This is a genomic window from Methylovulum psychrotolerans (assembly GCF_002923755.1).
GTDB lineage: Bacteria > Pseudomonadota > Gammaproteobacteria > Methylococcales > Methylomonadaceae > Methylovulum > Methylovulum psychrotolerans.
This window is the reverse complement of record NZ_PGFZ01000001.1, coordinates 446,962-473,077: the sequence shown is the minus strand read 5'-3', so window position 1 is coordinate 473,077 and position 26,116 is coordinate 446,962. Positions and strand designations below refer to the sequence as shown.

Genomic DNA, 26,116 nt, shown 5'->3' with positions numbered 1-26,116 from the left:
GCCAGTTGGTGTCGCTGTAATAAAAATAATTGTCGATGGTGACCTGGTCGCCGCTGCCGTACTGGAGGACGAGGCCGTAGTTGCCGTTGTCAAACAGGGCGGTCAGGCCGGACGACGCGAGGTTGGTGAACTGCACGGTGTCCATGCTGTTGTCGGTGTCGTAGTTGTAAACCTCGTCTTGCCCGTCGCCTATGCCGAACACATAGGTGTCCATTCCACCATCACCTTGCAGGTAGTCGTTGCCCGTACCGCCTTTTAAAATATCATTACCACTACCGCCATTTATGTAATCATCGCCCCCTGCACCATTAAGGGTATCATTGCCCCCATTGCCATAAATGGTATCCGCCGCACTTGTACCATTGTAGGTGTTATTATTGTTATTGCCGTTATAGGTTGCCATCGCTTATCCTTAAAATACATTAATGTATTGATAATATTGTTATTTTTTCGATATTATACTGCGTCTTATACTGTATGCCTAAGATAGGGATGCCATCGCCAATTAATCGGCACAGACCAATCCGGCTTTAAGGCCGACCGTTAGCCTGTATGTTTATTCTGTCGTTTGCTGAATGTCGGCCCCATAGTTTTACCCATTATTTGGTTTTTTGCCATTTTATTTTCCAACCCAGCATATTTTAAAATTCATTATTTAAAACAGATATTTATTACGAAGGACACGAATTTTTTAAGTCGTTTCTCGATGTCTTTCAGGTTGACTTTATCATGAAAGGCTTAACGAACTATGAATGGCCATGTGTACAGAAACTAAAAGTTAACCGTTTAGAATACTTGCCAGTATCAACGCTTTTCCTCAAACCACCGATACAGCGTCGGCAGCATCACCAAAGTCAGCAATGTTGAGGTAATTAGGCCGCCGATAACCACGATGGCTAGGGGTTTTTGCACCTCCGAGCCTGGGCCGTTGGCGAACAGGAAGGGTACTAGGCCGAGCAGGGCGATGGTGGCGGTCATCATGACGGGGCGGAAGCGTTGGGCGCAGCCTTGGCGGATGGCTTCCAGTTGGCTGAGGCCGCTATCGCGCAGGTTACGGATGTAAGACACCAGCACCACGCCGTTCAGCACCGCGATACCCCATAAGGCGATAAAACCGACCGAGGCGGGGACGGACAGGTATTCGCCGCTGATGAACAGCGAGACCACACCGCCGATGGAGGCAAAGGGCAGGACTAAGATGATGAGACTGGCAAAACGTAGCGAGTTAAAGAGCATGAACAATAAAAAGAAAATCGCGCCGATGGTGATCGGGATGATGATTTTTAAATGCCCCAATGCCCGTTCCATGTTTTGGAACTGTCCGCCCCATTCCAGATAATAGCTTTCCGGTAGTTTGACTTGGCTACCGACCGCCTGTTGCAGTTCGGCGACGAAGCTGCCCAAATCCCTATCTTTGACGTTAACGCCGATGACAATCCGGCGTTTGCCCATTTCGCGGCTAATTTGTGAGGGGCCATCGTTCAGGCGGATGTCGGCCAAATCGCCTAAGGGAACCCGTGCACCGTTGGTGGAAGTTAACAGAATGGCATCAATGGCTTCGATGCTGTTGCGGAAGCTTTCGGGTAGGCGCACAGCGGCGGAGAAGCGGCGTTCACCTTCGTAGATTTCGGTGGCGATTTTGCCGCCGATGGCGGTTTCGATGACATCATGGATGGCGGCGGCGTTAATGCCGTGTCTGGCAATAGCTTCGCGGTTGACGGTAATGGACAGGTATTGTTGTCCGGTCAGGCGTTCGACGCGGATGTCTTGAGCACCTGGGATAGTACCGGCGACTTTGGCGATGGTATTGGCGGTATTTTTAAGCTGTTCCAAATCATCGCCGAAGACTTTTATCGCCAAGTCGGAACGTACTCCGGTGAGCATTTCATCAACGCGGTCGGAAATGGGTTGGGCCATGACCACTTGCACACCGGGCAGGCTAGTGCTGAGTTTATTGCGGATGGCATCGGCGATGGTGTCTTGATTCCAGCCCTTTGGCCATTCGTTTCTGGGTTTCAGGCTGACGATAGGTGTGGATTCGTTTTGGCTTTGCGGGTCGGCGGGGCTTTCGCCGCGTCCGATGTTGGTCACAGCCAGGCTTACGCCGGGAATGTCCATAATCATGCGCATGGCGGCCATTTCCATGTTAATGCCTTCTTGCAAGGAAATGTTGGGGACACGGTTAATGGCGGGGACAATGGAGCCTTCTTTCATTTCTGGGATAAAGGAACTGCCCAAGAACGGCATTAACGCTAGCGTACCGGCAAACAAAGCCGCCGCCACAGCAACAACTAGCTTGCCGTGCTGTAAGGACAAGTCGAGCAGTTGCAAGTAGGGCTTTTTCATGACCGCGATAATGCGGGTGTCATGGTCTTTATGAGAGTGGCCTTGGAGCAGAAACGAACACAGCACAGGTGTTAAGGTCAGCGATAAGATGAGCGAAATCAACAAGGCAATGGCGATGGTGTAGGCGAGGGGGGCGAACATTTTGCCTTCCATGCCTTGCAGGGTCATTAAGGGCAAAAACACCACGATGATGATGCCGACCCCAAACAGAACAGGGGTGGCGACTTCTTCCGCCGCCGCCATGACCACTTTCAGGCGGCTGGTCGTGCCGCCTTTGCGTAAGGTCAGCAGTGTGAAGGCGTTTTCGACTACTACCACCGAACCATCGACAATCAACCCGATGGCTATCGCTAAGCCGCCCAAGGACATTAAGTTAGCGGAAAGCCCCAGTTGGTTCATGACAATAAAAGTAATCAGCGGAGTGATGAGTAGGGTGCAGACCACGATGACGCTGGAGCGTATGTCCCCTAAAAACAGCAGCAAGATGACGACGACCAGGGCGACCCCTTCCAGCAATACTTTGGTGACGGTGTGCAAGGCCGCATCGACCAGTTCGCTACGGTCATAATAAGGGACAATTTTCAAATCTTCCGGCAACATGTTTTTGTCGTTGATTTCCTGAACCCGTGCCTTGATGCGGCTAACCACTTCTTTGGCGTTGCCGCCGCGCAGCATCATGACAATACCGCCTACGGCCTCGGTATAGCCGTTTTTTAGCACAGCACCCACCCGGCCTTCATGGCCTATTTTCACTTCGGCGACATCATGGATATGAATGGGGACACTGTTTTCTTCTTTCAGGACGATATTGCCAATATCGGTGACATCCCGGATCAGACCCACGCCACGGATCAGGTATTGCTCGGCATAATGCGGCAACACCCCGCCGCCGCTGTTGGCATTGTTTTGGGCAAGTGCGTCAAACACTTCACTAAGGGCGATATGGTAATGGTGCATCCGGTCTGGATTGACCAGCACTTGATATTGCTTGTTATAGCCGCCTTGCGAGTTGATTTCCGCGACTCCGGCAATGCCGCGCAATAAGGGGCGCACCACCCAATCTTGAGCTTCCCGACGGCGCATCAGTTCTTCGGGGCTTAAGGCACGTTGCCCGTCATCAGTCCGCTCCAAGGTATATTGGTAGACTTCACCCAGACCAGTCGAAACGGGGCCTAAAATAGGCATGACTCCTTCGGGCATGGTGTGGCTGACTTCCATCAGCCGTTCCATGACCAATTGCCTGGCGAAGTACACGTCCGTGTCATCCGTGAAGACGAGGGTGATCAGCGACAGGCCGTTTTTGTTGAGCGAGCGCATTTCCGTTAGTCCCGGCAAGCCGGTCACGGCAATCTCCAGCGGTACGGTGATAAAGCGTTCGACTTCTTCAGGCGAGCGTCCGGTGGCTTCGGTGGCGATTTGCACTTGGACGTTAGTGACATCAGGAAAGGCATCAACCGATAGGGATTGCAGGGCTTTTATGCCAAACAGACCCAAGCCCACCGCCAATACCAGCACCAAAATACGGTTCTGTAAACCGCCATGGATCAAGGCTTCAATCATGGTTTACCCCAATTCTTTGCGTTGGCGTTCGCTGTTCAGGTGGAAGCCACCCTCGATAACGACTTTTTCGCCTTGTTGCAATCCGTCAATAACTTGGCGTACCGTGCCATTACGCGCACTGAGTTTAACGGGTTTTAAGGTAAATTCATCCGGCGCGGTTTGGACAAAAACATGGTCACGGTCATCAACGCGGATAATCGCCGAGTCGGGCAGCGCCAATTCTTGCGTACTTTGCTTATAGATGACTAAGGTGGCCAGCATTTGCGGCTTAAAAATGCGCTGGGGATTGGGGATGTCCATGCGCAAGGTGACGGTGCGGGTTTGCGGATCGACCATATCGGCGACATAAATCAAGCGCCCGCGTTGTTCTTGTTCGGGGATAGCCGCTAAGGTGACCGAAGCCTCATCGCCTTCATGCGCCCAATGCGCCTGCTGTTCGGGTAGTTCGGCCACCACCCAGACATGGGAGAGGTCGGCGACCGTGAATAGTGCGTCGCTAGGTTGTACCACTTGCCCTAAGGTGACGGTGCGCTCGACGATAGTGCCTTGGATGCTGGCAGTGATCGGCAGTAGCGAATGGATTTTCCGCTCTTTTGCCAAACGCGCCAAATCTGCGTCCGACATGCCAAATACCCGCAGTTGGTCGGTCGCGGTACGCAAATCAATATCGGCTTCGCTCAGCAGGCTTTCCCGTTCCTCCAATTCCGCCTTGGGGATGATGTCGCTAGCAAACAGGCGTTTGGCGCGGTTGGCGACCAATTGTCGCAAAGCCAATTGCGAGCGGGTCTTTAAATAAGCCGATTGGGCCATGCCCAGTTCGGTGCTGTTGAGGGTCGCCAAGCGTTCGCCCTTGTGGACTTCTTGGCCGATAACCGCTTGGGTTTCGGTAATGCGTCCGGTGACGGTCGCACCAATACGGGCAATCCTTTCTTGGTCGAGTTCGACCCGGGCGGGTAAGCGCAAGGATTCATGCACTTGGCTGGAGCCTAAGGTAATGATTTTTATTTGTTGCATCAGCAGTGGCGAAGCCTTAACGGTGAGGGGCGTTTGCGCGGCAGCTAATGGGGCTAACAGCAATACTATTAATAAATATATAAACTTCATAATATTAGGTTCTCTATAAAGAGGGATTGACTAAAGCTCTGCCGATCTTTGGTTACTATTACGGGGTAGGGTGGGGCTTATCAGGGCGGCCTTGGCTGTTTCGCCTTTGTTAATGCCTTTAAGGCAGGCTTTATTGAGCCATCATGGTGCATGACAGTGATGGCCGGCTTTAGCTAGACAGCCGTAATCCCCAGCACTAACGTATTTAAGCTTTTAAAATAGTTGACGCTTGCCCGTCTTATGCCTATTAAACCCCATTTGTCCTGAAACCCATAGTTTAAAAGTCATTCGCCGCAAAGGCCATAGCCTTTTTCAAGCCTTAACCTTGAGTTCTTCATAATAAAAAGGATTAAATTTAAACTACGGCTTTCAAGTCATTTTAGGAGGTGTCATTGTCCAAGCAATATGTATACCTTTTATATGATCTATTCCGCACAAATCTGCGCTTATACCCATCGGCTAACGTCTATAGTCCGTTAATTTTAGCCGTTATGGCTGGGTTTTTTGAGAAAACCCGCCAATTTCATAATACTGTAACGAAATTTTGTGATAATTGAGTCATTAATTATGAAATTGAGAATAGCAATGAAACGGTTTGGCCTCCTACTGATTCTTTTAACACTCTTCCCGTCATTCGCCTCTGCATGGTGGAACGATGATTGGGGCTATAAGAAGAAAATAAGCTTTGATGCAAAAAAAATGCAGCAAGACGGGGTCACTATGCCCCAAGATGCTTTTGCCTTGGTGCGTTTGCATACAGGTAACTTTACTTATTTCTTAGATCTTGCCGAAAAAGGCAAAGATATCCGTGTCTTGGCGGCTGATGAAGCGACACCGTTAAAATTTTATATCGAAAAACTCGACCCCGTTAACGAAATGGCCTTTATCTGGGTGAAATTGCCGAAAGACATTAGCAAAGACCCCGAGCCCAGTTTCTGGTTGTACTATGGCAATGCCGAAGCGGTTGATGGCCAAGATGCCGCTAACGCCTTCGATGCCAGCGAAGTCTTGGCATATCAGTTTGACCAAGCGGCCATTAAAGATTTGACCGCCTATGCGCATGTCGCCTCAGACGCAACGGCCACGAATAGCGAAGGGGGCTTGATTGGTGCCGCCGCCGCTTTCCAAGGTAGCCAAATTATCCGTGTCGCCAGCGCACCGTCACTGGCAATGTCCCCAACGACTGGCTGGACAGTGGAAACTTGGGCCAAAGTTGAACAGGCCCAGCAAAATGCCGTTATTTTCCAACGGGCAGGCGTTACTTTGGCGGTAAAAGAACTGACCCCCACTTTGCAAGTGACCGATGCCTCAGGCAGCAAAAAAGAATTTGCCGCCACTGCGCCGTTAACTGCCGCGACTTGGCAACATTTGGCGGTGGTAGCCACTGCCAGCGACATCACCCTTTATGTTAATGGCGCGGCGGCGGGTACTTTTCCGGTAACGCTAGCGGAACTGACAGGCGATTTGACCTTAGGGGCTGACACTAGCGGCACTAGAGGCTTGACTGGAGCGTTAGACCAATTCGTGGTCTACAAAATCGCCCGCGATGCCAATTCCGTTAAATTTGACGCGCAAATGCAAGGCGCAAACTCGGCGATGCTGACTTACGGCGAAGACGCTACGCCTGATAGTGAAGAAGGCGAATCTTATATTATGGGTACGCTTAACAGCGTGACCATCGACGGCTGGGTCATTATCGGTATTTTGGGCGTGATGTTTGTCATCAGTTGGATGGTAATGATTTCTAAGGCGATTATCCTCAGCCGCACCGCCAAACAAAATAAAAAGTTTGAAGAAGCCTTTGCTTCTTTAAACGTTCAAGATATGGCCTCGTTAAATCATGAAGACACCGACGAAGATGCGGATTATGAAGAATCACCCTTGTTATTGTCGCTGACGGCGAGCCACGGCGAATTCACCGGCTCTTCGCTGTACCGCGTTTACCATGTCGGTGTCGAAGAAATGAACCGTCGTTTAAACAAAACCAAAACTAACGATATTGCGTTGAGCGCCCAGGCCATGAATGCGGTTAAAGCGTCAATGGATGCGGTTGTGGTGCGGGAATTACAAAAGCTGAATGCGCAAATGGTCTTGTTGACCATCGCTATTAGTGGTGGCCCCTTCTTGGGGCTATTGGGTACGGTAGTCGGGGTTATGATTACCTTTGCGGCAATTGCCGTAAGCGGCGAGGTTAACGTCAACTCTATCGCCCCAGGTATTGCGGCGGCGTTAACGGCCACCGTTGCCGGCCTGATGGTGGCTATCCCTTGTCTGTTCGGTTACAACTATTTGGGCGGACGTATCCAATCCATTACGGCTGACATGCACGTTTTTGTCGATGAGTTCATCGCAAAAATGTCCGAACAGCATACCTAGGATCATCCCCCGTACCTGAGCAACCGTTATGAAAGTACAAGAAGAGAATGCGGCGTATGACGAGATTAACGTCACGCCGATGTTGGATTTAGCTTATGTGTTATTGGTGGTGTTCATCCTGATGTGTACTGCATCGGTGCAAGGCATTACCGTTGATCTGCCTAAGGCCAGTGATGCGCCAAGCCTTGCCAAACCACAGACCAAGGCCATTACTGTTACCGCTGACGGCACTATTTTTTTGGATACTTATCCGGTCGATATGGCGCAACTGGAATCTATGCTCCAACAGTTTAAGGCGGTCAACCCTGCCTTGCCCGTGGTTATTAAGGGCGATGCCAGCGTGCAGTACGTCAAGATCGTCGATGTACTGGCATTGCTGGGTAAACTGGACATTACCCAGATCGGGTTGGTTACGCAAAATCTGGTTAAATAAAAACGCCCAATGACGACAAAGAAGAAACATTTTCGGGTTTATTTGCCCACCATTATCGGTGGCCTCATCTTGCTGGCCGTTACGGTACTTATTGTCCGGGCGATCAGTAATATGGAAGATAAGCCGGAGAAAAAAGAACGCACCATCCAAAAGATTACCTTAACTAAACCGCCCCCCCCTCCGCCTCCCCCCCCTAAGGTGGAAAAACCACCTGAGCCGCAGATGGAGGAAAAGGTTGAGCAAGAGCCTGAACCGGAACCCGAAGAAATGCCTGATGTCGCCGATGCACCACCGCCCGGTGATTTAGGTTTGGATGCCGAAGGTTCGGCGGGTTCTGACGGCTTTGGCTTGGCGGCGCGTAAAGGCGGCAAAGGCCTATTAGGTGGCGGTGGCGGCGGCGACCCTAACGCTTGGTATGGCGGTATTATTAAAAACGATATTTTGGATATTCTTTCCGAACACGAAGAGCTGCGCATTAAAGGCTACACCGCAATCGTCAAGTTATGGGTTGAAGCAGATGGCACCATTTCCCGCTTCGAGCTAGCGAAAGGCAGTAATGACAGCGAAATAGACGAGCTGATCAATCAGTTATTGACCAAATACAAAAAGGTCAACGAACCGCTCCCCGTGGGGATGGAACAGCCGATTAAGCTAAGAATTACATCAAAAATCTAAATTAATGTACAGGTAGACAAATGGATAATAAAAAGCAGCTAATGACCATGGTGCTTTGTGGTATGGTGGGCATGGCTCATGCGGGCGAAAAGGAAGAATTGCTCAAATTGCGCAATACCACGACCAATTTGATTAAAGAATTAGTCAAACAGCATGTGTTGACTGAGCAGGCCGCCCAAGAAATGATCAAACGGGCCGAGGCTGACGCAGAGGCACAAGTCGCCGCCCAGCAGGCCGCTAAACCGGCGGGCAAAGATGTGCCGCCCGAACAAGGTGAAGTCAGGGTGCCTTATGTGCCCGACTTCATCAAAGACGAGTTGCGCCAGCAAGTCCGTAACGAATTGCGCGGCGATGTGGTCAAAGATGTCATGCAACAAGCCAAAACCCAAAAATGGGGGATGCCTGAAGCCTTACCTGAATGGATTAGCCGCTTTAAATTATCCGGCGATTTACGCCTGCGTTCGCAAACCGAAATAATGGCACAGGGTAACGCGCCGCTGGGTTCTTATTATGCTAACTTCCAAAATATCAACCAATTCGGCGGTTTGACGGCGGCGGGCTTAAATGGTTACTTAAACACCAATCAAGATCGGCAGCGCTTTCGTGAACGCTTGCGTTTAGTGGTCGATGCCGATGTCACCGAAGGCCTGAAAGCCAGTGTGCGTATGGCGACCGCAAACGTTTCCGCTGGTGGTAATAATCTATGGTATGACCCGACATCGACCAACCAAACGCTGGGCAATTACAGCGGCCAGTATCAGTTCTTAGTCGACCGGGCGTTTCTTAAATACGACGCAACTGATAAAGACGGCTTTAAATGGTTGACCTTAACAGGCGGTCGGATTGCCAGCCCTTGGTATGTCGGCGGCGGTGAGTTCAGCGGCGGCAGCGAATTGGTTTGGGATACGGACTTAAATTTTGAAGGTTTCGCCGCCACGACGCGTAAGGCATTAGGCAATAATAACGGCCATTCGTTATTTGCCACCCTTGGCGCTTTCCCATTACAAGAATCGGCGTTAAGCTCAGGCAATAAATGGCTGTATGGCTCACAAGTAGGGGTGGATTGGGGCTTTGCCAACCATGACCAGTTTAAAATGGCCGTGGCGTTTTATGATTATGAAAATATCAAAGCCAAACCCAACACCAATACGCCAGCCACTTGTGACACCAATAACGCGAATAACAATTTTTCGGTGCCACAATACATGCAGTTTGGCAACACGGTCGGCATTATCTGTTATGACAGCAACAACATTCCGGCCCGTTATGGTTTAGCCTCCGATTACCGGATCGTGAACGCTAATCTTGCATACGACTTTGCGATGTTTGCCCCACACCATTTGATTGTCGGTGCGGATTATGCGAAAAACGTCGGCTTTGACCAGGCGAGTGTGCAAAGATTGGCGAAAACCACCGTGGGTGACAATACCAATGCTTGGCAAGTGCGGGTCGATTTCGGTTGGCCAAGGGTAAACCGTGCGCATCAATGGAACGTCTTTAGTATTTACAAATATGTCCAAAGCGATGCCGTCTTGAGTGCCTTTACTGATTCTGATTTCCATTTAGGCGGTACGAACGCCAAAGGTTGGGTCATCGGGGCAAACTATGGTCTGATGAAAAATGTTTGGGCGACTGGCCGCTGGTTAAGCACCGATGTGATTACTGGCCCACAATACAGCAATGACGTATTGCAATTGGATTTGAACACGAGCTTCTAATGACTGCGGATAACACTATTATGAAATCAGTGGCTAGGGTTATATTGCTGGCGGCGGTAGCGACAGGTGCGGCGACTGCCGCACCGCGTGACGCGGGCGGCGGCAACGCGAAGGCGGCGGTCAATAAATTACAGACGATGGTGAAAGAAATCACCACCGAGCGCGACACCCTAAAAGCCGAAAACGCCAAGGTGGCCGCCGAATTGGAGGCTTTAAAAAGCCAACAAAAGCAAAGCCAAGATGCTGTTACGGCGGCAGGGCTTGAGAAAAATAAATTGGCGGAAGATTTGGCGGCGCAAAAATCCACCGCCGAAGAAGTCCATCAACGCCTTGACAACACCACCGCAAAATTGCGCGAAGTGGTGGATAAATACAATGCCTTAAATAAAGCCAAAAATGATTTGGCAGTGGCCTATACGGCGTTGCAAAATGCCCAGCAAGCGACATCGTCAGACTTAAAAACCTGCGAAGCCAAAAACGTTAAGATGTTTGAAGGCGCGAAAGCGGTCATGGACGGCTACCAAAGCTGCCAAAAACGCGGCATTGTCGATACGCTGATCGGCTCGGAACCGTTTTCTCAGGTCAAGGATGTCGAATTTGAAAACGCCATGCAAGATTACGAAGATAAGCTGAGAAAGCAAAAATATCAAGGTAAAAAAGCCCCGTCTTCAGCGCCTGCACAAGCGCAGGCACCAGAAGAGCAGGCCGAACCGGCAGTTCCTCCTACCGGACAAGCGGCAAAACCAGCGGCTCCGACTGCCGCCGCCCCTACAGCACAAACTGCCAAGCCAGGAGCCGTACCTAACGCGGCCAAACCTGCTGTACAACCCGCCCCAAGCAACAAATAATCGGGTTATCTTGTTTACTGCCAAGCCCTACCGGAGAATGCCACGGCATTCAGGTAGGGCTTTTTTTATCGAATACGGGTATATTTATGCCCGGAACAGCTTTAATAAGCCTTATCCTTCCTAAATCAGCAGATCCAGCCGTTTTGCTTACACACTTCCCCCTCTTTTTCATGATGTCGCTTGCCAATGGCTAGCGATAGGATTTGACTATGCCGACACTAGCACATTCTGTAAAACTTTTACTTCTTGCCTCTCTGCTCAATGGCTTATCCGCTTGTGACCAGAATTCCAAAAGCTCGGAAGCTATCGAAAAAGGCCGCCAAGCCTTTAAGGCGGGTGATTATAAAACCGCCCAAGCGGCTTTTGAGCAAGCTATTGGCGATGACCCTAAAAATACGGCAGGGCGGTTTGCCGTTGCCGAAGCATTAGGGCAATTAGGCGATGTGCAAAGCGCCGTCAGCCAATATCAAGAAGTCGCCAAGCTAGATCCTAAGCATTTGCAAGCGCGGTTAAAGCTGGGCAATATTTACTTGCTGGCGGGTAAACCCGCGTTGGCCGAACAAATGGCGAAAGAGGCCTTGGCTATCGCCCCCGATGACACGGATGCCATGGTCTTAATGGGCAGTGTCTTAGCAGCAGAAAACAATAGCGACGGCGCTTTTGTCCAAGCCCAAGCCGTATTGGCGAAAAAGCCCGACGATGCCGCCGCGACGCTGTTATTGGCCTCGTTACACGCGAAAACCGGCCAAGCCGATGCGGCGTTAAAGTTGCTGCAACAGTTTATCGGCAAACATCCCGAACATGTTGCCGCCCAACTCATGCTGGCGAATTTGTACAACCAATTGGGGCAAACCGATAAGGCAGAGGCCAGTCTGACTGCCCTGATTAAAACCGAACCGCAGCAACTTGACCATCGCCAACGCTTGGCGGCCTTGCTGTTGGGGCATAAACAGGCCGATGCCGCCGAAAAGGTCTTGCGTTCCGCCGTAACGGACTTACCCGACAATGAATCGGCAAAGGTGCTGCTGATAGAATTTTTAGCCGTGCACCGCTCGCCAGAGGTCGCGATAGCGGAAGTGTTGCCTATGTTGGATTCTGAAACGCCTTATTATGAATTGCGCTTTAAGCTAGCCGATTTGCAATGGGCGCAAAAACAACCGGATAAGGCCGAAGAAACCTTAAACGACATTATCAGCTTGGATAAGGACGGCAAAGAGGCTGCGAAGGCGCGTAATAAATTGGCGCGTTTGTATAAGGCGACCCAACGTTTTGATGAGGCCAAGGCCTTAATTAAAACCTTATTGACCGCCAATGCCAAAGACCTTGATGCGCGGATTTTAGACAATGAAATGGCCTTGGCGGAATACCGCTTAGGCGAAGCGATCAGCGGCTTTAGGAACTTGCTTGCTGAATACCCTAACAATACCCAGTTACTCAAACTGTTGGCGGCGGCGCATGTCACCAATAACGAACCCTTGTTAGCCCGGGAAAATTTAGCTAAAGTTATCGAATTGGTACCCAATGATGAGGCCGCCCGCTTAGATTTGGTCAATTTATTGCTGCAAACCGGTGCCAAAGACCAAGCCACTGAGCAGCTTAATGCCTTGTTTAAGCGCAATCCTAACAGTAAAAACGGCTTGGAAGCGTTGTTTAGGATTTATATGGCGCAAAAACAATGGCAACAGGCACTGGACATCGCCAAGCAATTGGAAACCGCTTATAAGGACGACGCGGCAGGCTTTTATATGACCGGCTTGGTGTACCAAGCCGCCGGGCAATTGGATAAAAGTGCCGCCAGTTTTGCCCAAGCCCTTGCTAAGCAGCCGGAGGCGGTTGAACCGCTGACCCAATTGGTAAAAACCTATTTGGCGTTAAAGCAAACCGATAAGGCGGTGCAAAAGCTGCGCGAATTGACCGTGCAAGACGCCAAACATTTTTATGCCTATTCCTTGCTCGGTGATGTTTATGCCAACAGCAATAAAACCGCCGAGGCGATAGCTGCCTATCAAAAAGCTATTGCCATCAAGCCCGAATGGTCTGATGCGTATCGGCATTTGGCGGTGCTGTACCTTAACCATAAACAAACCGATAAAATGCTGGAAATCCTCAATGAAGGCAAGCGCAACACCCATAATGCCTTGGATGTTGTGACGGATTTGGCGGCGGTCTACCATCAGGCTGGCCAGCACCAACAAGTCATTGCCTTATACGAAGAGCTCTATCAGCTCTATCCGCACGCCTTAGCGATACGGCAACGCTTGGCCAGCTACTTGTCGTTGTACGCGCCAGAGCCTACCAATATAGCGAAAGCCGCCAAAATTGCCGAGCCGCTGGCGAATACCCCAGACCCGCAAATGCTTGATACTGCCGGATGGATTGCCTATCAGCAAAACGATTATCCGAAAGCCCAAAGCCTCTTGGCAAAAGGCCAAAAACTGAATGCCGAAAATCCGATGCTCAATTATCATTTAGGCATGACTTACTTACGGCAGGGCGATAAAGTACAGGCAAAAGCTTTGTTAAACAAGGCACTTGCCAGTAAGCAAAAATTTATCGGTCTGGAAGATGCCCAAGCGGCAGTGAAAGGCTTATGACAAATTGGGGTGTAAAGGTTAAAGCCCTTGCACCTCCAATTAACAGATTAGCCTAAGCCATATCCAGAAAAAAGCGGTAATTGTAATCATCCAAAAATGGCTCAGGGTCACGGTGATAACTTTCCCATTCCCTTTTTCTGGCTTTGGTTCTGGCGGGCAGGTTTAGTCCGTGAACACGCCTACTTGATGTAAAGCCAGGGCTTCTATGCGATAGGGATTAGTCATAATCAGGCCTTCAGAAACTGAGTAAAAAAAGCGTCAAACACAAGCGCGTACATAAACACTTAACACCTTGCTCATACGGGATGTTGCAGAATCTTTTTCACAAAAGGCAGGGTAATCTTATGCTTCGCCGCTAACGAGGCGCGGTCTAAGGTGTCCAACAACCGCCAGAGCGAGGCCAAGTCACGGTCGTAATGGGTCAGTAAAAACCGCCCCGCTTGCGGGGATACTTCAAAACCCATTTGGTTGGCCTTAAATATTAAGGCATTGATGCTGTCATTTTCGGTCAGGGGCTTTAGCTTGAGCGTCAGGCCCCAATTTAGGCGGGTTTTTAAGTCAGGCAGTTGAATGTCCAGCGTTTGCGGCGCGGCATTAGCGGAGAGTATCAGCTTATGCTCATAGCTACGGTGGCGGTTGAAAAAATTGAAAAAAGCTTGTTCCCAAGCCGTGTTATGGGCGATATGGCCGATATTATCGACACAAACCAGATCAAATTCGTCCAAATCCGCCAGTATTGCCGGGTCTGGCAGGGCAGCTTGTGCAGGCAAGGAAAAATAAAACGCATCCAGGTTATATTGGTGTGCCTGATGGCAACAGGCTTGCAATAAGTGGCTTTTGCCTAAGCCCTTATCACCCCAGATGAACACTTGCTGTTCGCCGGTACCGTCCAGGCATTTTTTCAGATGGTCAATAATTTCTTGATTACCGCCAGGGAAAAAATCGTTAAAGGTCTGATTGGCTCTAAATTCAAAATTAACGGGGAGTTGTTCGGCCATAATCAGGGGGCAGGGGGTGAAAAACGCAAATACAGGGTAGTGCCGAGAAACAGCATAAAGCTCAGTAAGGCTTCTAAAGAAGCGTACAGCCGCTCATCGGCATTGCTGTAAGCTTCCATGGTGCCGTGGATGAAATAGAACAAGCTAATATAGGCCGCCCAAGTGCAGCTTTTCCGATGGCGGTTTAACAAGCCGCGCATGGGCAACAGTAAGGGCGTGACACTCAGCAATAACATTAAAGCTACCGGGAGTTGGCCGGAAGGGGCAAGAACAGTGTGCCAAAGCATTAATAAGGCAAACAGCCCAAAAAAGCCAATCAGGGCGGCAATGTAAAAATACTGGGCGTTCAGTTTCATGGGGTAGGTAGCGGCAATGTTAAACAGATTTTAAAGACAGGGCGGTTTTTGCCAAGCGTGCGCCTAGGGCTTGGCACAAGATTTTTTCGTGGTCGGTCAGCCCCGCACCTTCCGAAGCCAAATGGCTAGGGCCATAGGGTGTGCCGCCGGCAGCGGTCTCGCGCAGGGCGGCCTCGGTATACGGCAGACCCATCAGTAACATGCCATGATGCAATAAGGGCAACATCATGCTTAATAAGGTGCTTTCTTGGCCACCGTGCAGGCTGCCTGTAGAGGTGAATACCCCGGCCGGCTTGCCGACCAACGCCCCGGTAAACCACAGCGCGGTGGTGCCATCAAGGAAATATTTCAGCGGTGCGGCCATATTGCCGAAATGCGTAGGGCTACCGAGTGCCAAACCGTCGCAGTTGTGCAAATCGTCCAATGTGGCATACAAGGCACCATGTTCAGGGATGGTGTCGGCGAGTTTTTCACAAACCGCCGAGACATCCGGTACTGTCCGCAATATGGCTTCTGCACCCTGTACCGACTCCACCCCCCGTGCGATATGGTTAGCCATAGTGGCTGTCGTGCCATGACGGGAAAAATAGAGGATCAGGATTTTTGTAGTCATAGAACAGCCTCTTAATGGTCAGAACAGGGTTATGCGCATGGGTGATGGTTGCGGCAACGGAAAGAGCGGCAGATAGGCCAAGCACACGCTTAGCGAAACAAAGGCTATAATAGCATTTTTACTTCAACTCATACGCTGAAAAAGTATCAGCAGGTTTGGCAATGATAATCGAAAGGCTCAAACAATACGCAGTACTGGCCCGTTTTGACCGCCCCATAGGCATCCTAATTTTATTATGGCCGACCTTATGGGCCTTATGGGTAGCCAGCGACGGAAAACCTGATACACTGGTTTTTAGCGTCTTTGCGTTGGGGGTCGTGCTGATGCGGGCGGCGGGCTGTGTCATTAATGACTATGCCGACCGCGATTTTGACCCGCATGTGGAACGTACCAAACAACGGCCTATTGCCGCCGGGAAGGTCAGCCCCAAAGAAGCCTTGGTGGTGTTCGCTGTGTTATGCCTGACCGCGTTCGCGCTGGTCTTGTTGATGAATACCTACACCATTTTGCTGTCTTTTGCGGGGGCATTTTTGGCCGCCAGTTATCCGTTTATGAAACGCTACACCCAATTGCCCCAAGCCTATTTAGGCATGGCGTTCGGTTGGGCGGTACCTATGGCGTTTGCCGCCCAAACCAATACGATTCCGGCAGTGGCTTGGGTGTTATATTTGGCGGTAATGCTCTGGGCCTTAGTTTATGACACCATGTACGCCATGGTCGACAAGGACGACGACCTGAAAATTGGCGTTAAATCGACGGCCATTTTGTTTGGCGCTTATGACCGCCAGATTATCGGCCTGTTACAAGTTATTATTATCGGCCTGTTACTGACTGTAGGGCAGTGGCAGCACTTGGCTTGGCCGTATTATCTGGGGGTGCTGGTTGCCGCAGGCCTGTCGGCCTATCAGCAAAAGCTGATTTTTCAGCGCCAAAAAGCCCAATGTTTCCAAGCGTTCTTAAACAATAACTGGTTTGGCATGGCGGTTTTTATCGGCTTGGCTGGAGCTTATTTAGTGTAGGCAGGAGCGGGCGCTATGAGTGCATTAAGAAAACACCCTCCCTTAAGTGAAGAAGACGCTGTACTTTCTTAGGGCTATAGCAAACCCAATCTGCTGTCCTGCAAGGTTTTAAGCAATGGGAAGGGTTAGCAAAGACTCAAATAAGCGCAGATAGTTCAGATGGAAATTGAAAAAAAGCCCTATTACCGCTATAATTATTAAATTTTTGTGACGGCATTCTCAAAATCTGACGGTTTACAAAAGGGATAAGCACATTGAAAATAGTGATTTTAGGCGCAGGCGTTACAGGATCCTCGGTTGCCGAAGCGTTGGCAAGCGAAGAAAACGATATTGTTGTCATCGACTTTAAACCGGAGCTGTTAGAGGCTCTAAAAGAACGGGTCGATATTGCCACGGTCACGGGTAACGCAGCCCATCCTAGCGTCCTTGAACAGGCGGGGGTTGGTATCGCCGACATTGTCATTGCGGTCACAGACCGGGATGAAACCAATATGCTCGCCTGCCTTATCATTAACACGCTCTATAAACGCCCCAAAACCATTGCCCGTGTCCGGGCCATCGATTACCTGACCCATCCCCACTTGTTTAGCCCCAAAGGCATCCCCGTCGATTTTGTCATCAGCCCTGAGCAGATCGTTATGGAATCCATCCGCAATCTGATTGAATTTCCGGGTGTCTTGCATATTTCCGATTTTGCCGGCGGCTTAGTGCGGCTGTTCTCCGTCAAAGTGGTTGCCGACGGCTTTCTGACGGGTAAAAAAATTAAGGCCTTAAAAGAAAAATTCTCGAACGGCAAAATCCGTATCGCCGCCATTTTCCGGCAGGGGCAGCCGTTGGTCGTTAACGGCGAGGCCACCATAGAAACCGACGATGAAGTGTTTTTTGTCGCCCCGCGTAAAGAAGTGCGGCGGGTTTTAAAAGAGCTGAACAAATTGGAGGCTCCCTTAAAACGCATTATTATTGCGGGTGGCGGGCATATCGGCAAGCGCTTGGCATTGGCTTTGGAAAAAGACCATCAAGTCAAAATTATTGAAAAAGACAGCCGCCGCGCTAAGAAAATAGCCGATGACCTGCACAACACCACCATCTTACTCGGCGATTGTGCCGATGAAACACTATTGATCGATGAATCCATTGAAAGCACCGATTTGTTTTGCGCCATTACCAACAATGATGGCGTTAATATCATTTCCGCATCATTGGCAAAAAGTTTAGGGGCGCGTAAGGCCATTTGCTTACTTAACCATGTTTCCTACAGCAAGCTATTGCCGGGGACGGGCATTGATGTCGCCGTGCTGCCCAATCAAGAAACCTTGGGCAGCATCCTTAAGCATGTCCGCCGTGGTGATGTGGCGCAAGTCAGTTCCTTATGCGGCGGTACTGCCGAAGCCATCGAGGCGATTGCCCATAAGAGCAAAGGCCTTAATTCTGTGGTCGGGCGGCCTGTCCACAGTATCAACCTGCCTGAAGGCATTGTTTTGGGTGCTTTAATCCGCAACCAGCAGGTTATTCCCGTCCATCACGATACCTTATTTGAAGAAAATGACCATGTAGTCATGTTCGCCATTGATAAAAAGCTGGTCTCCAGTATTGAAAAAACCTTTCAGCCGATTTAACCGCGTAGCTTACTACAGCTCCCACCCCATTAGCCGCTAGGCATATTTCATCCTACCATTGCCATGAATGTCATTTTTACTATCATCCATATTTTCGGCTTAGTGACAATGGGCTTTAGCGGTCTTATGCTAACCTGTTTAATAACGGCATTGTTTGCTGCCGATCCCGCCGTCAATGCCTTTCTGATGTCTGCGCCCATTACGTTATTAGCGGGCATGGCCATGTTTCTTCCGACCTTAAAAACGCCCAAAAAAGTGTCGCGGCAAGCGGGTTTTTTATTGGTGTCGATGACGTGGTCGTTAATCCCGGTTTTTTGTACGCTGCCGCTGCTGTTTTATATGCCGCAACTCAGTTTTGTCGATGCGTATTTTGAGGTCGTTTCAGGGTTGACCACCACGGGAGCGACGGTTTTGAGCGGCATTGATAACTTGCCCATGTCAATCAACTTGTGGCGGCATGAATTGAATTGGATTGCCGGTATGGGCATTATTATTTTCGCGGTCGCCATTTTGCCGATTTTAGGTATAGGCGGGATGCAGCTTTACATTGCCGAAACACCGGGCTCGGTTAAAGAATCGGATTTACCACCGCGTATCGCCCAAACTGCCAAAGCCTTATGGATGGTGTATGCGGGCATTTCGCTGGTTTGTATTCTGGCCTTAAAACTGGCGGGCATGAATTGGTTTGATGCCATTTGCCATGCTTTTGCAGCAATGAGTTTAGGGGGCTTTTCAACCCATGACAGCAGTGTCGGGTATTTTAATTCCTTGCCGATTGAAATCGTCCTAACTGTATTCCAGTTGATTGCCGCCATTAATTTTGCCTCCCATTTTATCGCCCTAAGAAAGCGGTCTTTCAAGCCGTATATTTATGATATGGAGGCTAAAGCGTTTTTATTGCTGGTACTGAGCAGTTGTGTCCTAACCGCTTCAGTCTTATGGCGTAGCGGCACTTATCCTGATTTTCTGACTGCCTTACGCCATGCGACATTTAATCTGGTGACCATCGCCACCGATTGCGGCTTTGCTTCCCAAGATTTTAACCAATGGCCTATCTTTGTGCCGATGTGGATGTTGTTTTTAAGCTGTTTGTCCGCATCATCCGGTTCGACGGGTGGCGGTATCAGAATGATCAGGACTATTATTTTAATGAAACAGGCGCGGATGGAGTTGTTCAAGTTTATTCATCCGGCGGCGATACGGTCATTACGGATCGGTGATACCGTCATTAACCACAACATCGTCACCTCGGTGATGGGTTTTATCTTCTTATATTTCATCAGTATTGTCATACTGGTGTTCACCTTATTATTTAGCGGCATGGATTTTATTAGCGCGTTCAGCGCCATTATTTCCTGCTTTAACAATGCCGGCCCCGGCCTTAACCAAGTCGGCCCTGCCGGTAATTACGCTAGTCTCAGCGATTTCCAAACCAGCGTCTGCACCTTCGCCATGCTTTTGGGGCGAGTACAGATTTTCTCCATCGTCATCCTGTTTGTGCCGGAGTTTTGGCGTAAATAAGCCCTATTATTTGAGGTAAATGCAGGTTTATCCGCTATTGGCCGCATCCTCGCATCATTCCTCAACCGATAGCACTGCACTGGACACCCTACCTTGCCCTAAGCGCACAGCCAGTTTATCGCCGACCTTAAGCTGTTGGCTGGAGCGGATAATCTCGCCGGATTCGGCGGCACTGACCAGGGCGTAGCCCCTGCTTAAGGTTGCCAACGGGCTGACCGCATGTAAGGTTTGGCTGGTCGCCGCCAAGCGTTGCCTAAAGCCCGTCAGTTTATGCGCCATAGCCTGAGCCAACCGTTGTTGCAAATACTGCTGGCGTTGGCCTAATTGGCGGATTTTTGCCGCCGGATGGTGTTGCCATAACCGGGCTTGTTTCGCTTCCAGCCAATGCCGATGCCCACGCCACGTTGCCGCCATGACTTGGTTTAGGCGCATATCCAATTCATCCAAGCGCTGGGCATTACGCGCCAGCCGTTGCCCCGGCTGTTGCTGTTGCAGGCGTTGTGCCAGCCAAGCCAAGCGTTGCTGCTGCTGGCCAATTTTGCGGCGCATCAGTTGCTGCAAGCGTTGTTCGGTATCGGCAAACTGCGCCAACCAGACTTGCCCGTCCGGCACGACGTGTTCGGCGGCGGCCGAAGGGGTCGGCGCACGGAGATCGGCGACAAAATCGGCAATGGTAAAATCAGTCTCATGGCCGACCGCCGAAATCACCGGCAGACGGCTGGCAAAAATCGCCCGCGCCACCCGCTCTTCATTAAACGCCCATAAATCTTCCAAAGAACCGCCGCCGCGCCCGACGATCAGCACATCACAGCGCCCTTCGGCATTAGCGGTCGCCAAGGCTTGGGCAAGCTCGTATTGGGCATTGTCGCCCTGTACCGAAACGGGATAAATAAGCACCGCCACCGCCGGAAAGCGCCGCTTCAACACGCTCAGAATATCCCTGACCGCCGCGCCGCTAGGCGATGTTATCACCCCAACAGTGCTGGGTAAGGCAGGTAAAGCCTGTTTATGGCGGGCATCAAACAAACCTTCCTCCGCCAATTTGCGCTTAAGCGCGGCAAATGCCTGTTGCAGTTCGCCTTCTCCGGCTGGCTCCAGGCTTTCGACAATCAATTGATAATCGCCACGCGGCTCATACAAACTGACCTGCGCCTTGACGCGTACCTGCTTACCGTTTTCCGGCCTGGCCTTTACGCCGCGCTGGGAATTTTTAAACATCGCACAGCGCACCTGCGCTTGGGCATCTTTTAACGAAAAATACCAATGCCCAGAAGAAGGCGTGCTTAAATTAGAAATCTCCCCAGCCACCCATACCGAGCAAAAATGCTCACTCAGCAATTGCCCGGCGGCACGGTTGAGTTGGGAGACGGTTAGGGTGGCAGAGGCTTCGGTAGGGTAGGGCATAGATTAAGCTATTTTATTGCGGACTTAGTGTTTGTTAAATCCTAACCAAGCTGAAAACGGTTAAACATAATCCGCCACGAAGGACACGAAGAGGCTAACTGAAAACGTCGTGTCCTCTTCGTGATGAATGATCTTTAAGTCATAGGTTTAGGTGCTATAGGTTGCATTAGGCACAACCATTGATTAGCCATAAACCGGAAACCTAGCGCAAAGCTCGGCGACCCGGCTCTGCACAGAGGCAATTACCGTTTCATCGTCCAGGTTTTCCATCACATCACACATCATGTGGGCAATTTCGGTCACTTCTGCTTCTTTAAAGCCACGGGTGGTGGGGGCAGGGGTGCCGACGCGGATGCCGCTGGTGACGAAAGGCGATTGCGGGTCATTGGGTACGGCATTTTTGTTGACGGTGATATGGGCGCGGCCTAAAGCGGCATCGGCAGCTTTGCCGGTAATGCCTTTAGAGACCAAGGACACCAGCATCAGATGGTTATCAGTACCGCCGGACACTACGTCAAAGCCGCGTTCCATAAACACTGCCGCCATGGCTTGGGCATTGGTGATGACTTGTTGTTGGTAGGCTTTAAATTCCGGTTCCATCGCTTCCTTAAAGGCCACGGCTTTGGCGGCGATGACGTGCATGGAGGGGCCGCCTTGGATGCCGGGGAAAATGTTCGAGTCGATTTTTTTCTCCAGATCCGGGTTACTACGGCAAACAATCAAGCCGCCGCGTGGGCCGCGTAAGGATTTGTGCGTGGTGCTGGTGACGGCATCGGCAAAAGGCACGGGGTTGGGGTATAAACCCGCCGCGACCAGACCTGCGACATGTGCCATATCGACGACAAAATAAGCCCCGACTTTATCGGCAATATCGCGGAAGCGTTGCCAATCCCAAATTCTGGAATAGGCGGAAAAGCCCGCGACCAACACTTTAGGCTTATGCTCTAAGGCTAGGGCTTCAACTTGCTCATAATCAATCTCGCCAGTGTCGGCATCAAGCCCATATTGCACCGCGTTGTAGAGTTTTCCGGAAAAGTTCGGTTTTGCCCCATGGGTTAAATGGCCGCCACTGGCTAGGCTTAAACCGAGAAGGGTATCGCCCGGCTGCATCATCGCCATAAATACGGCCATATTGGCTTGTGAGCCAGAATGGGCTTGAACGTTGGCATAGTCTGCGCCAAATAACGCCTTGGCGCGGTCAATAGCGAGCTGTTCGGCTTTATCGACAAATTCGCAGCCGCCGTAATAACGTTTGCCAGGATAACCTTCGGCGTATTTGTTGGTCAGTTGTGACCCTAACGCTTCCATCACCCGTGGACTGGCATAGTTTTCTGAAGCGATCAGCTCAATATGGTCTTCTTGGCGCTGGCGCTCTTCTTCCATAGCGTTAAATAAGTCATCGTCAAAGCCTTGGATGGACATGGATTTATTAAACATGGTATCTCCTGATTGTGGGTTGTTCGGTAAGAGGCATAAGGCTAAACGGCTGCGGGTATCAGCAGCAGGACTTGCAGGTCGGCGACATTAGTGCCTGTCGCGCCAGTGACCAGTAAATCGCCGGCGCGTTGTAAAGCTGGGTAGGAATCGTTATTTGCCAAGTGGGCCGCTGCCGAGTCTGGGCTTATCATACGGCTTATTGTACCTGCGTCAACCAAGCCCCCGGCCGCGTCGGTCGGGCCGTCGCGGCCATCAGTGCCGCCGCTTAAGAAAGCCCATTGGCCACCTAAACCTTGTTGTTGTGCGGCCAGGGCAAATGCTAAGGCCATTTCTTGGTTACGCCCGCCACGCCCGTTGCCTTGTAAGGTGACGGTGGTTTCGCCGCCCGCCACTAACGCTACGGGCTGCTGTAGGGTTTTGGCGTACGTCACCCAATCCTTGGCAACTGTGCGGGCTTCGCCGCATAAATGGCCGCTGTACAACTGGCTAGGATAGCCTAGTCGCCGTGCGGTCTGAAGCATGGCATTGACGCTGAGGGCATTGCTGCCAACTAAGGTTTGGCTGTTACGCGAAAAAATCGTGTCATTCGCTTTGGGGGTTTCGGCGATAGCGCCCTGTACCCCTTGGTGCAAATGCTGTTGCACGGCGATGGGGATTTTGTCCCAAGCCTGTCTGGTTTTTAAAATGGCAACCGCATCGCTATACGTCGTCGGGTCGGCGACTGTAGGGCCGCTGGCAATGGCGCTGAGGTCGTCACCCAACACATCCGATAAAATCAAGGCATGGACATCGGCGGGATAAGCCAGTTTTGCCAAGCCACCGCCTTTTAATTGCGACAAATGTTTGCGGACACAGTTAATTTCATTAATGGTCGCGCCGCTCGCCAGCAACACATCGGTGGTGGCGACTTTTTCTGCTAAGCTAATGCCGGACACAGGGTAGGGGATTAAGGCGGAGCCGCCGCCACTGACTAAAACTAACAGCAGTTCGCCTTGCTGGGCATCACTGGCTATCTCGGCAATGCACTGGGCGGCATAAAAGCCTTCCGCATCAGGCAAAGGGTGGCCTGCCCCGACAACTTTAATGGCCGCCAAATCGGTGACGTTTTCATAATTGGTCACGGCAATCGGGTGAGCATCCAGCAAATAGGCGGGAATGCTGTCGTGTGCGGCGCTTGCCATCGCACAGGCTGCTTTGCCGAAGGCAATAAGATGGATTTTTGTCCAGCGGCGGGTGTGCGTGTTGCCGTCATTCAGACGGATGTCCAGCAAGGTGCCGTTAGCCGTCAAACAGCGTTTAACGGCTTGGTAAGGATCGGCGGCGGCAACACCCGCCTGAAAAATAGCTTGGGCGTGTTGCCTTAATTGCGCGGTTAAGGGCATCAGCTATTAAGCCATTTCTTTGGCTAAGGCGAAGATATTTTCGGCATCCAGCACCTGTTTGTTATCAGTAAATAATCGGGCGATACAGGCGCGGTGCAAGGCTAGCTTTAATGCCCCGAAGCCAATTGCCCCCCACATAATTTTACCGTGCCGCATAATGCCTTTGTCCATCATATCCATGCCGCCTATCCCTAAGGGCGGTGTGGCATTGGCATCAGCCAGCATTTCCAGGTGTGGGTTATCCTGCCAATGTTCGGGTTTCAGCAATTCAACTCCGGCCGCTCCGGTCGCCAACACAATCTGGGCATCGGCAATGGCGGCGGCGCGGGCATCATGGTCGTATGCTTCCACAGGGGTCAGTTCAACGCCAAACCGCGCCCGCATCGTGTCACAGGCTTGTTCGGCACGCGCTAAGGTCCGCGCCGTTAAGGACACGCTGGCACCTTCTTGAGCGAGCATGACTGCCGCCCGTTGCCCGACCGGGCCAGTACCCGCTAAGACCACGGCTTTTTTGCCTGCCAACGTACCGCTAACCGCCAGTTTGGCGACCGCCGCCGCCGCCGTGGTGTTGCTGCCATTGCTGTCCAGCATGACCGACACTTGAAAACCAGGGAAAAAATGGCTTTGCACGGCGACCAATAAGGTTTGTCCCGCGATCATGTCGCTGCCGCCAATAAAAATAGCGGTATTTTTTTTGTCTTTGGGGGCGCGGGTAAAAATAGCGCCTTCCACCAAGGGTTTGACAGTTTCTGGAGTCAGTCCGCCGTAACCGATAACGTGATCGGCACCGCCGTCATAGCCGACCACCGTATCAAAAACGGCCGGGTGCAGATCGGTATCGAACTGAAATAACAACTTTTTCATGATTAACCTGATAAGTCTGTGTGAAAAAAGGTGGGGTTCGGTATTATACGCGATATTGTAACCCTGCTAGGCTGAAGCCAGTTAGGATTTAAAATGGATAATGCGTGATTTTATTCAGCTATGAGTGATACGATTGCAGGAATTGTAGCGATTAGTTTTGGTCAGAAAGGTAGCAGTTAATAATGATAACAATAAAAGCACAGGAACATAGATGAAAACCCCTATCCATATCGCAGTGACCGGAGCCGCCGGACAAATCAGTTATTCTTTGTTATTCCGTTTGGCGGCAGGTTTGCTGTTAGGCCCCGATCAACCCATTGTCTTGCATTTGCTGGAAATTGCCCCGGCAATGCCCATCTTAAAAGGCGTGGTCATGGAACTGCAAGATTGCGCCAGTCCCTTATTGCACCGTATTGTCGTGACAGACGACCCGCTGGTGGCGTTTAAAAATGTCGATTACGCGTTTTTGGTCGGTGCGCGGCCGCGCGGGCCGGGTATGCTGCGCAAAGATTTACTGGAAGTCAATGCGGAAATTTTTGCCGTGCAGGGCAGAGCCTTAGATGCCGTGGCCAGCCGGGGTGTCAAAGTGTTGGTGACGGGCAACCCCGCCAATACCAATGCGCTGATCGCCATTAAAAACGCCCCTGGCTTAAAGCCGGAAAACTTTTCCTGCATGAGCCGCTTAGATCATAACCGCGCCATCAGCCACCTGGCGGAAAAATGCGGGGTGCTGGCCACCGACATTAAAAATATGACCGTCTGGGGCAACCATTCCTGCACCCAATACCCGGATCTGCACCATGCCAAAGTCAAAGGCCAAGATGCCTTATCGTTGGTGCCGAAAAAATGGTTTATTGAGGATTTTATCCCCACCGTCCAGCAACGCGGCACGGAAGTGCTGACAGCCAGAGGGCAGTCCAGCGCCGCGTCCGCCGCCAATGCCGCCATCGACCAGATGCGGACGTGGATATTTGGCACCGATACCAGCGATTGGGTCAGCATGGGGATTTTGTCTGACGGCAGCTACGGCATAGAAGCCGGGCTGGTCTTCTCGTATCCGGTCACTGTGCTTAACGGCGAAGTCAGCATTGTTAAAGGCTTGGATATTAACGAGTTTAGCTTGCAACGCTTGCGCGTGTCGGAAGCGGAATTGAAAGAAGAGCGGGATGCGGTCAGATATTTGTTTTAATAGGGCCTAAGGGCACGTTGCCGTAACGGACTGCGTTAAGGCATGTCTAGGAATAAGTCAGTC

At 51.0% G+C, this 26,116-nt stretch carries 20 protein-coding genes; 10 read left to right on the top strand and 10 right to left on the bottom strand.

Annotated features, from left to right (window positions below; translation table 11 throughout):
- From AADEFJLK_RS25810 to AADEFJLK_RS02205, 3 genes are all read right to left on the bottom strand, one after another.
- Positions 1-403: calcium-binding protein (locus AADEFJLK_RS25810; protein ID WP_428839014.1), on the bottom strand; the 403-nt coding region annotated here is incomplete at its 3' end.
- A 401-nt stretch (positions 404-804) separates the two neighbouring features.
- Positions 805-3,906: an efflux RND transporter permease subunit gene (locus tag AADEFJLK_RS02210; RefSeq protein ID WP_103973148.1), complete on the bottom strand. Its 3,102-nt coding sequence runs from the start codon at positions 3,904-3,906 to the stop codon at positions 805-807.
- A 3-nt stretch (positions 3,907-3,909) separates the two neighbouring features.
- On the bottom strand, positions 3,910-5,010 hold the full coding sequence (locus tag AADEFJLK_RS02205; protein WP_103973147.1) for an efflux RND transporter periplasmic adaptor subunit: 1,101 nt from the start codon (positions 5,008-5,010) through the stop codon (positions 3,910-3,912).
- Positions 5,011-5,577: 567 nt separating this feature from the next.
- Here AADEFJLK_RS02205 and AADEFJLK_RS02200 point away from each other — a divergent pair.
- The 6 genes from AADEFJLK_RS02200 to AADEFJLK_RS02175 all read left to right on the top strand — a co-directional run bounded on the left by AADEFJLK_RS02200 (position 5,578) and on the right by AADEFJLK_RS02175 (position 13,654).
- Positions 5,578-7,386, top strand: coding sequence for a DUF2341 domain-containing protein (locus AADEFJLK_RS02200; RefSeq protein ID WP_249027954.1), 1,809 nt, complete (start codon positions 5,578-5,580; stop codon positions 7,384-7,386).
- A 28-nt stretch (positions 7,387-7,414) separates the two neighbouring features.
- Positions 7,415-7,819: an ExbD/TolR family protein gene (locus AADEFJLK_RS02195; RefSeq protein ID WP_088619391.1), complete on the top strand. Its 405-nt coding sequence runs from the start codon at positions 7,415-7,417 to the stop codon at positions 7,817-7,819.
- 9 nt (positions 7,820-7,828) lie between these two features.
- Positions 7,829-8,494 (top strand): TonB C-terminal domain-containing protein, encoded by a 666-nt coding sequence (locus tag AADEFJLK_RS02190; RefSeq protein WP_088619390.1) that lies wholly within the window; start codon positions 7,829-7,831, stop codon positions 8,492-8,494.
- Between the two features lie 20 nt (positions 8,495-8,514).
- The gene (locus tag AADEFJLK_RS02185; RefSeq protein ID WP_103973145.1) at positions 8,515-10,212 is read left to right on the top strand and encodes a putative porin; all 1,698 of its coding nucleotides are present in this window, start codon (positions 8,515-8,517) and stop codon (positions 10,210-10,212) included.
- Positions 10,212-11,060, top strand: a complete 849-nt coding sequence (locus tag AADEFJLK_RS02180; protein WP_103973144.1) for a hypothetical protein — start codon at positions 10,212-10,214, stop codon at positions 11,058-11,060. The genes AADEFJLK_RS02185 and AADEFJLK_RS02180 overlap by 1 nt, the downstream gene beginning before the upstream one ends.
- Positions 11,061-11,269: 209 nt before the next feature.
- Entirely contained in the window at positions 11,270-13,654 is a 2,385-nt protein-coding gene (locus AADEFJLK_RS02175; RefSeq protein ID WP_103973143.1) for a tetratricopeptide repeat protein, read from the top strand.
- Between the two features lie 296 nt (positions 13,655-13,950).
- Here the strand turns inward: AADEFJLK_RS02175 and hda are convergent, their stop codons facing one another.
- The 3 genes from hda to wrbA are packed head-to-tail and all read right to left on the bottom strand — an operon-like array spanning position 13,951 to position 15,621.
- The gene (gene hda / locus AADEFJLK_RS02170; RefSeq protein WP_103973142.1) at positions 13,951-14,652 is read right to left on the bottom strand and encodes a DnaA regulatory inactivator Hda; all 702 of its coding nucleotides are present in this window, start codon (positions 14,650-14,652) and stop codon (positions 13,951-13,953) included.
- Between the two features lie 2 nt (positions 14,653-14,654).
- Positions 14,655-15,008: a DUF2069 domain-containing protein gene (locus tag AADEFJLK_RS02165; protein ID WP_198328556.1), complete on the bottom strand. Its 354-nt coding sequence runs from the start codon at positions 15,006-15,008 to the stop codon at positions 14,655-14,657.
- A gap of 19 nt (positions 15,009-15,027) precedes the next feature.
- Positions 15,028-15,621 (bottom strand): NAD(P)H:quinone oxidoreductase, encoded by a 594-nt coding sequence (wrbA, locus tag AADEFJLK_RS02160; RefSeq protein ID WP_103973141.1) that lies wholly within the window; start codon positions 15,619-15,621, stop codon positions 15,028-15,030.
- 161 nt (positions 15,622-15,782) lie between these two features.
- Here wrbA and ubiA point away from each other — a divergent pair, with 161 nt between their 5' ends.
- The 3 genes from ubiA to AADEFJLK_RS02145 all read left to right on the top strand — a co-directional run bounded on the left by ubiA (position 15,783) and on the right by AADEFJLK_RS02145 (position 19,777).
- A complete protein-coding gene (ubiA, locus tag AADEFJLK_RS02155) occupies positions 15,783-16,640 on the top strand; it encodes a 4-hydroxybenzoate octaprenyltransferase (RefSeq protein ID WP_088619384.1) in 858 nt (285 codons plus the stop codon).
- A 254-nt stretch (positions 16,641-16,894) separates the two neighbouring features.
- Positions 16,895-18,256, top strand: coding sequence for a Trk system potassium transporter TrkA (gene trkA, locus AADEFJLK_RS02150; protein ID WP_088619383.1), 1,362 nt, complete (start codon positions 16,895-16,897; stop codon positions 18,254-18,256).
- 63 nt (positions 18,257-18,319) lie between these two features.
- On the top strand, positions 18,320-19,777 hold the full coding sequence (locus tag AADEFJLK_RS02145) for a TrkH family potassium uptake protein (RefSeq protein WP_088619382.1): 1,458 nt from the start codon (positions 18,320-18,322) through the stop codon (positions 19,775-19,777).
- A 54-nt stretch (positions 19,778-19,831) separates the two neighbouring features.
- On the opposite strand, the gene xseA is transcribed toward AADEFJLK_RS02145, so the two are convergent.
- The 4 genes from xseA to AADEFJLK_RS02125 all read right to left on the bottom strand — a co-directional run bounded on the left by xseA (position 19,832) and on the right by AADEFJLK_RS02125 (position 24,864).
- On the bottom strand, positions 19,832-21,181 hold the full coding sequence (gene xseA, locus AADEFJLK_RS02140) for an exodeoxyribonuclease VII large subunit (RefSeq protein ID WP_103973140.1): 1,350 nt from the start codon (positions 21,179-21,181) through the stop codon (positions 19,832-19,834).
- Between the two features lie 183 nt (positions 21,182-21,364).
- Positions 21,365-22,618: a serine hydroxymethyltransferase gene (gene glyA, locus AADEFJLK_RS02135; RefSeq protein ID WP_088619380.1), complete on the bottom strand. Its 1,254-nt coding sequence runs from the start codon at positions 22,616-22,618 to the stop codon at positions 21,365-21,367.
- A 41-nt stretch (positions 22,619-22,659) separates the two neighbouring features.
- Entirely contained in the window at positions 22,660-24,000 is a 1,341-nt protein-coding gene (locus tag AADEFJLK_RS02130; RefSeq protein ID WP_103973139.1) for a glycerate kinase type-2 family protein, read from the bottom strand.
- 6 nt (positions 24,001-24,006) lie between these two features.
- On the bottom strand, positions 24,007-24,864 hold the full coding sequence (locus AADEFJLK_RS02125) for an NADP-dependent methylenetetrahydromethanopterin/methylenetetrahydrofolate dehydrogenase (protein ID WP_103973138.1): 858 nt from the start codon (positions 24,862-24,864) through the stop codon (positions 24,007-24,009).
- Between the two features lie 211 nt (positions 24,865-25,075).
- Here AADEFJLK_RS02125 and AADEFJLK_RS02120 point away from each other — a divergent pair, with 211 nt between their 5' ends.
- The gene (locus tag AADEFJLK_RS02120) at positions 25,076-26,053 is read left to right on the top strand and encodes a malate dehydrogenase (RefSeq protein WP_103973137.1); all 978 of its coding nucleotides are present in this window, start codon (positions 25,076-25,078) and stop codon (positions 26,051-26,053) included.
- The last annotated feature ends 63 nt before the right edge of the window (positions 26,054-26,116 follow it).